Source organism: Natronolimnobius sp. AArcel1, assembly GCF_011043775.1.
In the GTDB taxonomy this organism is placed as follows: Archaea; Halobacteriota; Halobacteria; order Halobacteriales; family Natrialbaceae; genus Natronolimnobius.
The window spans coordinates 74,922-88,332 of sequence record NZ_JAAKXY010000009.1 but is presented as its reverse complement, the minus strand read 5'-3'; the positions used below and the strand labels follow the sequence as shown (position 1 = coordinate 88,332).

The 13,411-nt window shown below is 60.0% G+C and carries 9 protein-coding genes; 4 read left to right on the top strand and 5 right to left on the bottom strand.

Annotated elements, in window-relative coordinates; all coding sequences use genetic code 11:
* Positions 1-28 precede the first annotated feature (28 nt).
* Complete coding sequence (gene glmM / locus G6M89_RS21555) at positions 29-1,378, top strand: phosphoglucosamine mutase (RefSeq protein ID WP_165163958.1); 1,350 nt, start codon at positions 29-31, stop codon at positions 1,376-1,378.
* Between the two features lie 116 nt (positions 1,379-1,494).
* Here the strand turns inward: glmM and G6M89_RS21550 are convergent, their stop codons facing one another.
* Positions 1,495-1,704 carry a hypothetical protein gene (locus tag G6M89_RS21550; protein WP_165163957.1) on the bottom strand — a complete coding sequence of 70 codons (210 nt, stop codon included), beginning with the start codon at positions 1,702-1,704 and terminating at the stop codon, positions 1,495-1,497.
* A 379-nt stretch (positions 1,705-2,083) separates the two neighbouring features.
* On the opposite strand from G6M89_RS21550, the gene glmU reads away from it, so the two are divergent.
* The gene (glmU, locus tag G6M89_RS21545; protein ID WP_165163956.1) at positions 2,084-3,265 is read left to right on the top strand and encodes a bifunctional sugar-1-phosphate nucleotidylyltransferase/acetyltransferase; all 1,182 of its coding nucleotides are present in this window, start codon (positions 2,084-2,086) and stop codon (positions 3,263-3,265) included.
* A 386-nt stretch (positions 3,266-3,651) separates the two neighbouring features.
* Here glmU and glmS read toward each other — a convergent pair whose 3' ends face one another.
* Complete coding sequence (gene glmS / locus G6M89_RS21540; protein WP_165163955.1) at positions 3,652-5,469, bottom strand: glutamine--fructose-6-phosphate transaminase (isomerizing); 1,818 nt, start codon at positions 5,467-5,469, stop codon at positions 3,652-3,654.
* Between the two features lie 795 nt (positions 5,470-6,264).
* On the opposite strand from glmS, the gene G6M89_RS21535 reads away from it, so the two are divergent.
* Together G6M89_RS21535 and G6M89_RS21530 are read left to right on the top strand one after the other, a co-directional pair.
* On the top strand, positions 6,265-8,325 hold the full coding sequence (locus tag G6M89_RS21535; protein ID WP_165163954.1) for a cation:proton antiporter: 2,061 nt from the start codon (positions 6,265-6,267) through the stop codon (positions 8,323-8,325).
* Positions 8,326-8,427: 102 nt separating this feature from the next.
* Positions 8,428-8,607, top strand: a complete 180-nt coding sequence (locus tag G6M89_RS21530) for a DUF5786 family protein (RefSeq protein WP_165163953.1) — start codon at positions 8,428-8,430, stop codon at positions 8,605-8,607.
* A gap of 110 nt (positions 8,608-8,717) precedes the next feature.
* Here G6M89_RS21530 and G6M89_RS21525 read toward each other — a convergent pair whose 3' ends face one another.
* The 3 genes from G6M89_RS21525 to G6M89_RS21515 form a co-directional block, all read right to left on the bottom strand.
* Entirely contained in the window at positions 8,718-9,437 is a 720-nt protein-coding gene (locus G6M89_RS21525) for a helix-turn-helix domain-containing protein (protein ID WP_165163952.1), read from the bottom strand.
* 234 nt (positions 9,438-9,671) lie between these two features.
* The gene (locus G6M89_RS21520) at positions 9,672-12,683 is read right to left on the bottom strand and encodes a bacterio-opsin activator domain-containing protein (RefSeq protein WP_165163951.1); all 3,012 of its coding nucleotides are present in this window, start codon (positions 12,681-12,683) and stop codon (positions 9,672-9,674) included.
* Between the two features lie 267 nt (positions 12,684-12,950).
* Positions 12,951-13,370, bottom strand: coding sequence for a universal stress protein (locus G6M89_RS21515; protein ID WP_165163949.1), 420 nt, complete (start codon positions 13,368-13,370; stop codon positions 12,951-12,953).
* Positions 13,371-13,411 lie beyond the last annotated feature (41 nt).

Below are 13,411 nucleotides of genomic sequence, written 5' to 3'. Positions count from 1 at the left end.
AAGGCAATCCGGCTCGTCACCAACGACTATGACCGAACTCTTCGGAACGAGCGGCATACGCGGACCAGTCGGTGAGGAGGTAACGGCAGAACTGGCTCTCGAGGTCGGCCGCGCGGTCGCCTCGGATGGCTACGAACGGGTCGTGATCGGCCGAGACGTCCGTGAGAGCGGCCAGATGCTCGTCGACGCCGTCACCGCTGGACTGCGTGAGTGTGGTGCAGATGCACTTGATGTCGGCCTCGAGTCGACGCCGACGGTCGCACGCGCGGTCGAGTTGCTGGATGCGGACGCGGGAATCGTTGTCACGGCATCGCACAATCCGGCGGCAGACAACGGGATTAAACTCTGGACGCCGTCAGGGAAGGCCTTCGGTCCCGACCAGCGCAGCTCGATCGAACGCCGAATTGCGGAATCGGATTACAAACTGGTCCCATGGGATGGACTCGGCCAGCGCGGCCGGCGAGAACACGTCAGAGGCCACCACGCGGAAGCGATCGCGGATGCCGTCTCGTTTGAGCCCGACGACGCGCCGACAGTTATTGTCGACCTCGGAAACGGTGCTGGCGCCGTGACGCCGACCGTGCTAGCCGATCTGGGCTGTCACGTTCGCACACTCAACGGTCAACCCGATGGCTCGTTCCCCGGCCGACCGAGCGAACCAAACAAAGAAACGCTCGAGACGCTCGCGGCGCTGGTTTCGCAGACTGACGCTGATCTGGGCATCGCCCACGATGGCGACGCAGATCGGATGATGGCCGTCGACGAGACGGGAACGTTCGTGCCAAAAGATGCGCTGCTCGCGATCTTTGCCCGCGAAGCGGTCGGTGAGGGCGAGCGCGCTGCCGCGCCGGTTGATACGAGTCTGGCCGTCGAGGACGCACTCGAGGCCGCGGGTGCATCACTCACGCGGACGAAAGTCGGTGATGTCTACGTTGCAGAGCGAACGACCGAAGACGACGTGGTCTTCGGCGGCGAACCGAGCGGGGCATGGATCTGGCCGGAGGAAACCCGCTGTCCGGATGGACCGCTCGCAGCGGCCAAACTCGTTGATCTCGTCGCTGAACGCGGGCCACTGTCCGAACTAGTTGGTGAAATCGAACAGTATCCGATTCAGCGGGCGTCAATCGAGGTCGAGGACAAGGCTGGCGTGATGGCAGCCGTTCAGGACCGTGTCACCGACCGCGACGACGTGAATACGCTCGATGGCGTCCGCGTCGATACAGACAGCGGCTGGTTCCTCATCCGTGCCAGCGGCACCGAATCGCTCATTCGCATCACGGCTGAAGCACGAAGTGAGGACGAGACGGCACGCGTCTTCGACGATGCACAATCACTCGTCGCCGACGCGGCCGGTCTCGAGACGCCGTTGACTGGCTAAGGCGAGACGTGGATACGAGTCGCTCGAGGCGCTCAGAAGACGGAACACGAACCAGAACTCGCGTGCCTTTGCGCTGGTGGTGGCAGACGTGACGGACTAGAGAGGCGAAAACAGCGTTATCGGGCGTCTTTCGGGATGAAATCGGACGTCTTCATTTCGCGGTAGGTCGCACAGTCAGGACACGCATGGACGACATCCCGGTTGTCACCGAAGACGCGGGCGAACTGCGGGGTAACTTGATTCCCACAGTTGACACAGCGAGGGGAGCTGGTTGCTTCTCGAGACGTCATCGGCGTCCACTTCGCGTCGGATGATTCGGTCGACATCAACAATTCGTAGCCACAGAACGGTATTTAATATAGACCGCATAACCAGGTCCGTTCGCGGTGCCTACAGCGTCTCTTCGACAGCGTCCCCTCTGTATACTCCCATGTCAAATCAAGCGTGTGAGGGGCTCACACTCGAGAAATACGATATTACTGACGGGAAATACTGTATTTCAGACGCGGAATACTGGGTGGTTGCGGAGAAACGCAACTGACCACTCTGTCGCGCCCGACACAGACGACTGGAGGCCCCGAACAGATTCGGTCTCGCATACAGAAATGACCCAGCTGGGTAGCCTCAGGCGGTCGGATGCGTGAACAGTTATACGCACGAGTAGAACCCGTATAATTATCCCATGAATCGCCGTACACTGTCCGCATGCAAGCTGTCGTTCTCGCGGCGGGCGAAGGAACGCGGATCCGACCGCTGTCTGCAGCAGTGCCGAAACCGATGCTTCCGGTTGCTGACCGGCCGATGGCGGCTCACACCGTCGACGCCGCAATCGATGCCGGAGCCGACGAGGTCGTCCTCGTCGTCGGCTACGAGGCAGACACGGTCCGAGAGCATTTCGGGGCGGAGTATCGCGATGTTCCGATCAACTACGCCGTCCAGGAAGAACAGTCCGGGACGGCCGACGCGGTCAACGCCGCTCGAGAGTATATCGACGGCGCGTTCGCCGTTCTCAACGGCGACAATCTCTACGATCCAGCCGCGGTCGAGCAACTGTTTGATCGCTGCCCGGCCGTCTGTGCAATCGAAGTCGACCAGCCACAGAACTACGGCGTGTTGAGTACGACCGATGGCACGGTCACGGATATCGTTGAGAAACCGGACGATCCACCGACAAATCTCGCGAACGCTGGCGCGTACGCCTTCCCTGAGGAAGCCCGCGCCTGGCTCGAGGTGCCTGCAAGCGAGCGCGGTGAACACGAGATCACGGACGTGCTCGCACAGGTTATCGACGAGTACGCCGTCTCGCCGGTCACGCTCAATCGCTGGATGGACGTTGGCCGCCCCTGGGAACTGCTCGAGGCAAACGAGTGGAAACTCGGGACGCTCGAGCGACGCATCGACGGCGAGGTCAGCGATCAGGCGCGACTCGAGGGGGCGGTCGTCGTCGAAGAAGGCGCGACGGTCGAGTCGGGTGTGGTCATCGAAGGGCCAGTGTTGATCCGCTCAGGGGCGACCGTCGGGCCGAACGCGTACGTCCGCGGTGCGACGTTGATCGACGAAGGCGCGAAAGTCGGCCACGCAGTCGAGGTGAAAAACAGCGTGCTCTCGCCGGGTGCAACGGTTGGTCACCTCTCGTACGTCGGTGACAGTGTGCTTGGGCGCGACGTGAACTTCGGTGCCGGAACCACGGTCGGTAACCTCCGACACGACGACGCAGACATCAAATTCACTGTCAAAGGTGAGCGAGTCTCGACCGGCCGCCGAAAGTTCGGCATTGTCGCAGGCGACGACGTTAAGACCGGCATCAACACGAGTCTCACGCCGGGGCTCAAACTCGAGACTGGCGCGACGACGCGTCCGGGTGAAACGGTCGACCGCGATCGGTAGCGACGGGACGACGGTTCGTTTTTGTCGGCTGTTTTCTCTCGAACGAACACTCGGGAATAGGGGCGCGAAACGGTCTCGAGCGCCCACCACCGTATCAATCAAGTGTGGGCTTTATGTAACTCCGAGCGGGTAGTCTACGTGGAGGGTGTCGATCGGTACCACACCATTACTCGATCAGTACGTCCCTCCGATCCGATTCCGACACCGAGTACGAGTCGCCGGTGACGTCGTGTGGACGACTGCTACGGGGGTGGCTGTCGTCCTGCGACCTCGAAGACTCGGACTCGAGTGCCGTTCTCTGTCGGGCCGACCATAGCCGTCGGTGCCGCTGAGAACGATTCTACTCTCTCCGGACAGGTACCAGAAAACGCAACAGCTGATTCTCGTTACTCGACAGTGACGCTCTTTGCGAGGTTCCGCGGTTTGTCAATCGGGCGCTCGAGCAGGTCTGCCGCGTAGTACGAGACCAGTTGCAACTGGACGTTGGCGAGCAATCCAGCGAGGTCGGAGTCGGTGTCGGGAATCTCGAGGTGTGCGTCAGCAACGTCAACAGCACGGTGGCCTTCAGGACACACTGCGACGACGGGTGCGCCACGCGTCTGGGCTTCCTCAGCATTTTTCAGCGTCTTCTCGTCTTCTTCGCCGGTAAAGACTGCGAAGACCGGTGTCTCGGGAGTGACCAGCGCCAGCGGCCCGTGTTTGAGTTCACCCGAGGCGAACCCTTCTGCGTGTTCGTAGGTAATTTCCTTGAATTTCAACGCGCCCTCGAGCGCGACCGGGAAGCCAAGGCCACGCCCGATAAAGAAGTACGACTGGCTCTGTTCGTACCGGCTGGCGAGATACTCGGCATCGGAGGTCTCGAGCAGGTTCTCGATCTGGTCCGGCATCTCGGCCAGTTCTGAGAGGTACGACTCGATTCTGGTGGTTGCAGGCGTGCCATGAACGTCCTCAGTGATGCGCTGGGCAAGCAGCGAGAGCATGACTGCCTGCGAGGAGAACGTCTTCGTGGCTGCGACGCCGATTTCGGGGCCGGCACGAATGAACAGCGCGTCGTCGGCCTCGCGGGCAGCCGTCGAGCCGACAACGTTGGTGACGGTGAGCGTGTTTGCACCCGCCTCGTTCGCCTGCCGGAGGGCATTCAGTGTATCTGCTGTCTCACCACTTTGGGTGACGGCAACGACGAGCGTGTCTTCGTTGATTGGCGGCGATGCAACGCTGTACTCGTTAGCGAGCAGTGCTGTCGACTTGATCCCCGCCTGATTCAGCGTCAGCGAGCCGTACAACGCCGCGTGATAGGACGTCCCACAGGCGATGAGCTGAACGTTGTCGATATCTCCGAACGTGCCCGACTCGAGGTCCTCGAGTGCGATTCGGCCGTTTTCGGGATCGACCCGACCTTCGATGGCTTGAGAGAGTGCGGTCGGCTGCTCGTAAATCTCTTTGAGCATGAAATGGTCGAATTTCCCCTTGCCAGCCTGCTCGGGGTCCCATTCGACCGTCTCGGGTTCGCGCCGAATTGGGTTTCCAGCGAGATCAGTAAACTCGACGCCGTCGTTGTCAACGATCACAACGTCGCCATCCTCGAGATAGACGACGCTGTCCGTGTACTCGAGGAACGCAGGAACGTCACTGGCGAGGAAGAACTCGTCGTCTTCGACGCCGACGACCAGTGGTGAGCCTTTCCGGGCGGCATAAAGGACGTGTTCGTCAGAGATCATCACCGTGACGGCATAGCTGCCCTCGAGTTCCTCGATTGCCGTTCGGAAGGCACTCTCGCTGTCCATTCCGCTGTCGAGATAGTACTGGATGAGATGCGGGATGACCTCGGTGTCGGTGTCGCTCGTGAACTCGTAGCCTTTTGCGCGAAGCCACTCCTTGAGTTCAGCGTAGTTTTCGATAATCCCGTTGTGGACGACTGCAACGTCTTCCGTGCCGTCCGTGTGCGGGTGTGCGTTTTCGTCGGTTGGTGGGCCATGCGTGCTCCAGCGCGTGTGCCCGATGCCAATTTCCCCCGTAAGCGTCGTGTCGTCGATTGCTGATTTCAGTTCCTCGACCTTCCCTGAGCGTTTCTGAATCTTGATTCCGGAGCCGTTCTGCACGGCGACTCCGGCCGAATCGTAACCGCGGTACTCGAGATTCTCGAGTCCTGTAATGAGTGTTTCAAGTGCGTTACCGTCGCCGACGTGACCAATAATTCCACACATCTGTCAATCACCGTGCAAGCAAGCGCTCAGGCGAAGTCGCCACAGCAGTCGGTCGCGAACGGGTAGCCGCATGTCGGGAGGGCGTCAATGGGCACCGTCGATCGCTAGCTAGTCGAACGTCCACGACACTTCGTCGCGGCCGGAGCGCGTGCATGGGCATGATAGAGGACAAAGCAAGCCGCGGGCATTACTATAGATTGGCTACTACGGACAGTAGCTACGCTGTACGACCATGTCGGTTGGACGATAGCCAAAACATGACTAGCAGGAGACTGTCACAACATTCGAACTGATTTTAAAACATATGTTCATGAATAGGCTCGAGAGATACTTTATAGAACAATATTGAACGTTTTTAACGAAGTATGTCAAGCCAACGCAGCTATATCAGCGGGATACAGCGTTGGCATCGATTGGTTATCAGCTACTACTCTGGCGTAAGCCGCGAAAACGCGACGGGGTTGGCACATAGTGTTTTCCAGGCGTTTTGTGTGTGGAATGTTGCCACAGAACGTCGTCAAAACCGGGAACTGACTACAGCAATCCAACGTTTTATTAGCTATCCACCACTCAACGGCGAGTATACGTCCTAAAACCGAGGACAGAACAACAACGGTTCGAAACCACCACGACAGTAGCAACTGTAACTCACTGCACAGTCGACCGCAGATGCCGGTCTGGTCGGTGTGTACACTGGTTCAGTTGGGACGATAAACGCTGGACACCACGTTGCTCCCTGCTCTCACCACGTTGGTGTACCCACCGGTTTCGAGGACACTGGAAACACACGACACCATGTACACGACGTTCATTGCCGACGTAGCAATTCCGCTCGAGGAGCCGGTACTCGTCTTTACGGTCGCAATGGCTGTGTTCTTGATCGGCCCATTGTTCGCCAAACGGTTCGGACAGCCGGGAATCGTCGGTATCGTTCTCATAGGCGCACTTATTGGCCCCGATGCCCTCGAGATCGTCAGTCACTCCGATGCGATCGAGTTGCTCGGTGAAGTCGGGCTGATCTACTTGCTGTTTACGGTCGGTCTCGAGCTCGATCTCCGGGGGTTCAAGGAAGCACCAGAGAACGCCGCACTCTTCGGACTGGCGAGTTTCTTTATTCCGTTTATCGTCGGCTCTGCAGCGTTGTATACCGTGTTGGGTCTTAACGAATGGGCCTCGCTTTTGCTCGCCGCCGTCTTCGCCTCGCACACACTGCTTGCCTATCCGATCGTGAATCGACTCGGAGTAACGAAGAATCGTGCGGTCACAGCTGTGTTCGGCGGGATCCTCTTTACGGATACCCTTGCACTGGTCGTCCTCGCGATTGTAATGGGGTCCGTTGACGGCGAGCTTTCGGCGCTGCTGTTTGCAGAGGTTGGCTTGTCACTCGTCTTGCTCTTCGGTGCGGCCTGGTTCGTTATTCCCCCACTCTCTCGGTGGTTCTTCCAGACGTTCAGTCAGGAGAGTTACTTTGAGTTCTTGTTCGTGATGGTCGCTATCTTCGCCGCAGCTAGTCTTGCTGAACTGCTTGATCTCTCAGCCATTCTCGGTGCGTTCGTCGCCGGAATCGCCGTCAACCGGCTGATTCCACCGGGTGGGACGTTGATGAACCGCATTGAATTCGTCGGGAACGCTTTTTTCGTTCCCTTCTTCCTGTTGCACGTCGGGATGCTCGTCGACCCGTCTGTGATTTTCGACGGCCTCGAGACGATCCAGATTACCGTCTTCATCGTCGGTATCATGCTCGTGACGAAAGGGATCGCCGCCTGGCTCGTCTCGCGCGTACAGGGCTATACGGCAAACGAGCGAAACGTTATTTTCGGGCTTTCAACCGGCCAAGCTGCTGCTGCACTGGCGATTACGTTGCTTGGGTTCGAAGCAGAGTTGTTCGATGCAGCAGTGCTTAATGCGGTGGTGCTGATGTTGCTCATCACCGCCATCGTAAGCCCATGGCTCACCGAACGAGCGGCAACACAACTTGCACTCGAGCGCGATGTTGGGGAGGATGACACTGACGCCACAGACCCAACGATTTTGCTCCCACTTTCGCACAACGCCGAACTCCAACAGCGGTTGATGGAGCTTGCGTTCGTTATTAAAGGTGAGAGTGGCAACGAGCCAGTTCACGTCATGACTGTCGTCCAGCCCGGACAGGATGCAGATGAAACCGAACAGCGCATTGCTGGCGTCACCACCGAACTCGAGGAACTCGCGGCTGCGGGCAGCGCCGCAGAAACTCCCGTCGAAACCGAAGCCCGCGTCAATCACAACGTTGCATCGGGGATTGTCCAGGGTGCTGTGGAAGTGCAAGCCGATCAGATTATCATGGGCTGGGATGCACGACAGAGCTTCCAGCACCGTATCTTCGGAAGCATCATCGACCAGGTACTCGAGCGCTCGAAGCGACCAGTCCTGATCAGTCGGCTCGGCCATCCGATCAACACGACGCGACGAATACACGTCGTAGTGCCACTCGGCGCGGACCACCACGAGGGATTCTACGAGGCAGTCCATCTCGTCAAACACCTCGCAGCGAGTGTCGGAGCCGAGTTGAACGTCCTCGTCGTCGACGGGTCGGCCCACCAGTTCGAACAACTGTTTGACCTCGTCGAGGTAGACGCGACAGCCGAGTTCGCCGGCGTCGATGGTTGGGATACCCTCCGCGCGCAACTCGAGGATGAGGCAGGCGATGATGATCTGATCGTCGGTATTTCACCACGGCGTGGTGACGTGGGCTGGCATTCCGAGCTTGCGGATTTACCAGCCGAACTCGCGGAAATGGCGCCAGAATCGTTTATTACGATCCATCCGCGACAGGGTGAACCGGAGTATGATCGGCAGTATCTCCGATTCAAGTAAGCGCCTGTGGGTGCCGTCTCGTTGGGCAGCCAATACGTGCGATCACATCACGGTGCGATCGAGAACCGCCACGCCTTTGAAGGGCGAGGTGGTAGGTATGGTATGGGTTTTGGTAGCTACGATGAATCCGAGCAACAGCAACACACGAGTGACGACGATGACAACGGCGAGGCTGTCAACGTCCACGAGAACGACCACGACGGGCAGATGTCGTTCGAATCCGATGCATCGACCGACGAGTTGATCTCCCAGCTCGGTTCGATGAAAGACGACGACGAGTAACGCGCGCTGCCCTGGTGAGGCAGTGCTCGTCACGATTGCACCACAGCACGAACGGGGCGCTGTGGACGCCACTTTTCGCACACGTTCAAAATTATATTCGCACTCGAGCACTACAGCGTCGACGCACAGAGTTCGCCAATCGCACGGCGAAGACGCTGGGAGACGGCCGACTTCGAGACGCCGAGTCTATCGGCCAGTTCATCCTGTGAGATGCCTCGAGGAACGTCGAAGTAGCCTTCCTCGTGGGCGACCGCAAGAAGTTCCTGTTGTTTTTCGGTCAGGGCGACGACGCCGTCGTCCTCGTCGTCGGAGACGCGTAAGTGATCGACAGTTAGTGAAATGCCTTGCCCACGACAGTACTCGTTAAACGTGACCAGATCGTCTCGGGTCGGGAATCGAAGCTGGACACACCAGCCGTTTCGACAACTCGAAAGCTCAAGGATGCGTCCGTCGGCGTCTGCAGTTTCGTCGACGAACGTGAGCGTCCGATCGGTCCGCTCGAGGCGATAGACGCGACGGTCAGGGTAGCGATCAACCAGTACCGGGTTTGCGACGGTCGAGTCGACCTCGAGGGCGGCTTCGAAGGCGTCGAACGTCGAGCCGTAGGCGGTGACGAAGACCTGTGTGCGCCCGGAGGAGGCGGTGGTCCAGTAGTCGGGTTCGACCGAGATGTCGGTTGCGCGCCGGAGGGTGGGACGCAAGAACAGCGCCGAGTGGTCAAGTCGCAACTGTGCAACGATGCCACCGTCAGCCTGGGTCTGGAGTTCGGAGCCCTCGACATCGACGTCAACGTCGACTTCGGGTTCCGCATCGGCGATGTCGATGCTCATTGGTCCATCTGCCATCCGGCTGGATGACCGATGTAAGTTGTCGTTACCGGGGACTCACTCATTGAATGGGTGATTCGACTGGGAGTACATGGTCGTAGACGCTATATACGGAAATAGTTGAACAGCGGACAACAATACTAATTCATCGATCAATCCGCTGTCTGTAACTGGGTGGAATAAATACTTGATTACCGCTTATCGAGCCAATAGTACACAGATATAACCCGTGGTTGATCACTGCTCATCAGCGGGTTCGTCGAACAGCAACTCGAACAGTTTCCGCTGTGCGACCCTAAGATGGCGGCTGAACGTCGGTTGCGAAATTCCGAGGGACTCAGCGACATCCTCGCCCGTGCTCGCGCGCGGCCAATCGAAAAAGCCCCCGTAGTACGCCGCCTCGAGCGTCCGCAGTTGACGCTCGGAGAGTCGGTCTCGAAGCTCCGTATCGAAGGCTCGAGCCGAGGGGGTCGATCGGTCGCGTTCGCGGCGAGCGAGCAATTCAGTCCCGGAGTGAGCGCGGTCGATTGTTCGGACGAATGCCCGTACGTCGACCGTACTCGAGAGGTCGATCACGAGTCGGCTCTGTGACTTGGCGGGCGTGATCGAACGCAGGACGCCGCCGTATTCCGCGAGCGTCTCTGCGACCGTCGAATCCGTGATCGTGAACTCGACGGGCGTCGGTTGGCCGTCGTCCGGCCCATCTCCGACAAACCGAACGGCAGCAACTGCCTCGAGGTCGTCAGCGACCGCCCTGAGTGTATCCGGTGTGGGCTCGAGAACAGTGCAGTAGACGGTCGATCCACCACCGGAGCGAGGGACGACCGACCGGACGTCGATTCGCGAGTCGAGCCCGCGGGCGATCGCCGACAGCGGTTCTGTGTCGTCGCGGACGACGATCTCGAGTTCGGCGACGCTGTCGGCCAAAAGCGCCTGCTTGCGCTCGAGTGCGCCGATGGCGTAGCCAGCGACTTGCGCGAGGTGTTCACAGGTCGAGCGCACGGAGTCATCAAACGCCGCGGGCTGGGTGGCGTAGGCGGTCAGCGTACCGTACTGAAAGTCACCGTTGTCGATCGGGATGCTGACCATCGACTGCATACCCGCCTCGAGTGCAGACTCGAGTGGGGGAGGTGGCTCGCGCTGGTCGCGAACGACGGCCTCGAGGTCGTCGATGACGGTAGAGTCGCGGGTTGCAGCGGTCCGGCCGGCCGGTGAGTCAGCACGAGGATCGACCTGCCCGGTGAGCGACTCGAGAAATGCCCCGTCGGTACCTGCCCAGGTCCGTGGTGAGATTGTTTCGCTGCCGGTGGCGACGCGGCCGACCCAGGCCAGATCGATTCCTGCAACTGGCGTCCGACGGTCGTCGGCCGCGTCAGAAGAACTGCCGTTTGCGCCGTCCTCACCGGCGAGAGAGACCAGTCCTTCACAGAGCGTCGTTTCCACGTCGACTCTGGTTGCGGCCTCGAGTAGCGCTCGTTCAACGTCTCGAACTGCCCGTTCGCGAGCGAGCGACGTCTCGAGGTGCTCGCGCGTGCGACGACAGTCACGAGCCGTAGTGGTGGCCTCAAGTCGGTCGAGCGCGACGGCTGCGGCGTCCGCAAGCGCCGTTGGTGGGCCGAGATCGAGCGCTTCGAACGCCATTGGATCGCTGCTCGTCGCAAGGACGACACCGCGCTCATCGATCGGAACGACGAGTACGCGCTCGGCTCGAATTCCCGCTTGCTCGAGCAACGACTCGAGCGCTGCCCCGTCGAAGGCAGTCGGTGATTCACACGCAAGGCGAGACGTATTGACCTGTTCTCGGTCGATTGGTGGGAGTTCAGCCGGGGGCTGATCGTCTGCGCGTGCGACCGCAGCGGCGCTGAGCGTTGCCGACTCGAGTCGATACCAGACTGCCAGTTCACTCGCCACACAGGCGCGAATCGCGTCGGTGACGGCACGGTAGATCTGCGGGCGCGATTCGGCCTGACGAAGTACGGAAACAGTCTGTCCAACTGTCTCGAGCGCGGCGGCGGGTGACTGTCGTCGGTCACGAATGAGACACAGCGTCCAGTCGTCCTCACCTGGCAGCGGCGTGACGACGACATCGACCGGAATTGTGTCGCCATCAGTTTGGAGGGTCCCGCGGACGGGTTCCATCCACCGGACGACCGGTGACTGGGCCCGCTCACGGATCGTCGCAGCGAGGTCGGCATCGAACAGCGCCTCGAGATCGGCACCCACGAGTGTCTGTGATTCAGTTAGATCGACCAGCGTCCCGTTGACCAGCCGAATCACATCGTCCTCGAGAACGGCGATGCCGTCGTCCAGCGCGTCGATTGCCGACTCAAGGAGTGCACGCCGGTCGTGTTCGTCGATGGCGGTGGCAGTATCTGTCGCCTGTTCGGGACCGGATTCGAATTTGGATGCTGCGGGTTCTTCGCCTCGCTCGAGCGCAGTATCATCCGTCGCTCCCGGAGTTGGTGTTGCTGTCACGACGATCCCCGCAAGCTCTGGGTCGGCGAGCCGATTGACGCAGGTGAGTTCAACGCGTCGCCAGGAGTGTGCGCCATCGCCGAGTCGGACAACTGCCCGCTCGCTCGAGCCCAGTGGCTCCGTCGACACGGCGGTCACGATTTCCGCCGTGCGCTCGCGGTCGTCGGGATGGACGATCCGCTTGAGGCTGGTCCGCTCGAGTTCGCTCGCGGTGTAGCCCAAGTGAGATTCGACCGCGGGGCTAGCGTATGTGATTGATCCGTCTGCTGCGAGGACGAACACGAGCGCATCTGACTGTTCGAGGACGGCTCGAGAACGGCGGTCGTCACTCTCGCTCGCACGGCGACCGACGGTGAGTTGGAACTGCCGAGCGGCGTTTCTGACGCGCGTCGCAACGAGCGCGCGTGAATCGCCGGGGTTGACAACGTCAGTTGCGCCGACCTCGAGCGCGCGGTCGATAGCTGCGATGTCCGCGCCGTCGGTGACGATAATGATCGGGACCTCTGTACGCTGCTCGAGCGTGCGCAGTTGCGAGTCATCAAGGCTCGTGCAGTCGGAGCCGAACTCACAGACAACACAGTGAACGACGCTATTGATGCCCGCATCCGCATCTGCGAGTCGCTCGAGGGCGTCTGAAACCGTGTGCTCGCGAACGAGTTCGCCGGCGTCGAACGCTGTGGTGAGGGCGTTTAGTGCGGTCTCGATCCGCCGTGAGTCACCGACAACGAGTATACGCAACTGCTCGCCAACGGGGCGAACGGAGCCATCGCTCATCGACGACACCTCTTGTCTGTGACCCGTACGAACGCAGCGCTCGAGTTGTGTGTGATAGATACTGCATCGACGCTCGAGCGTCGCTCCATCGTTCGTGGCGCTTGCGCGGCCGGGTGGTTAATTATCGATTCCGTATCAGCGAGTAGTAGTCGCTTACGAGTCGCCAACGTGCTGACTCGAGTGTGAGCGGGTTTGTCTTGATTGCTTTGAGCAGGAACGGTGTGACTCGAGACGGGCAGCAAACGCAGGACGGGAACGACCACGTCGCTACGTTTCGCGGACGGTGACGACCGGTACCGGCGCGTTCCGGACCACCTCCTCGGCCACGCTGCCGACGAGCACGTTCTCGAGGCCGGAGCGCCCAACCGTGCCGACGACGATCAGATCGCAGCCTAATTCCTCGGCTGCAGCAATAATTTCGTCCTGCGGGACGCCGTGGCGGACTGTCGTCGTTGCCTCGACACTTGTATCCGCGATGATTCGTTCGGCCTGTTCAATCGCCTGTGCGGCCTCCTCTTCGTGGTCATGTCGCAACTCGTCGCGCTTTTCAGAGCTATGTGGGCCGTCCTCGGAGACTGTGACGACGTGCAAGGACGCGTTGAGTTCTGAAACGAGTTCAACCGCGTGTGCGGTCGCCTGATTCGCCCCGTCGCTTCCGTCCGTCGCGAGCAGCACATCTTGATACATACTCAAACAGTTCAACGGACACCCGGAAACGTGTCAGACCT

What these genes read in the sequence shown, in the direction of transcription:
- glmU (WP_165163956.1), top strand. Translation starts at nt 2,084, where the DNA reads ATGCAAGCTGTCGTTCTCGCGGCGGGCGAAGGAACGCGGATCCGACCG.
- G6M89_RS21520 (WP_165163951.1), bottom strand. Translation starts at nt 12,683, where the DNA reads ATGAGCGATGGCTCCGTTCGCCCCGTTGGCGAGCAGTTGCGTATACTC.
- G6M89_RS21535 (WP_165163954.1), top strand. Translation starts at nt 6,265, where the DNA reads ATGTACACGACGTTCATTGCCGACGTAGCAATTCCGCTCGAGGAGCCG.
- G6M89_RS21515 (WP_165163949.1), bottom strand. Translation starts at nt 13,370, where the DNA reads ATGTATCAAGATGTGCTGCTCGCGACGGACGGAAGCGACGGGGCGAAT.
- glmM (WP_165163958.1), top strand. Translation starts at nt 29, where the DNA reads ATGACCGAACTCTTCGGAACGAGCGGCATACGCGGACCAGTCGGTGAG.
- G6M89_RS21550 (WP_165163957.1), bottom strand. Translation starts at nt 1,704, where the DNA reads ATGTCGACCGAATCATCCGACGCGAAGTGGACGCCGATGACGTCTCGA.
- G6M89_RS21530 (WP_165163953.1), top strand. Translation starts at nt 8,428, where the DNA reads ATGGGTTTTGGTAGCTACGATGAATCCGAGCAACAGCAACACACGAGT.
- G6M89_RS21525 (WP_165163952.1), bottom strand. Translation starts at nt 9,437, where the DNA reads ATGAGCATCGACATCGCCGATGCGGAACCCGAAGTCGACGTTGACGTC.
- glmS (WP_165163955.1), bottom strand. Translation starts at nt 5,469, where the DNA reads ATGTGTGGAATTATTGGTCACGTCGGCGACGGTAACGCACTTGAAACA.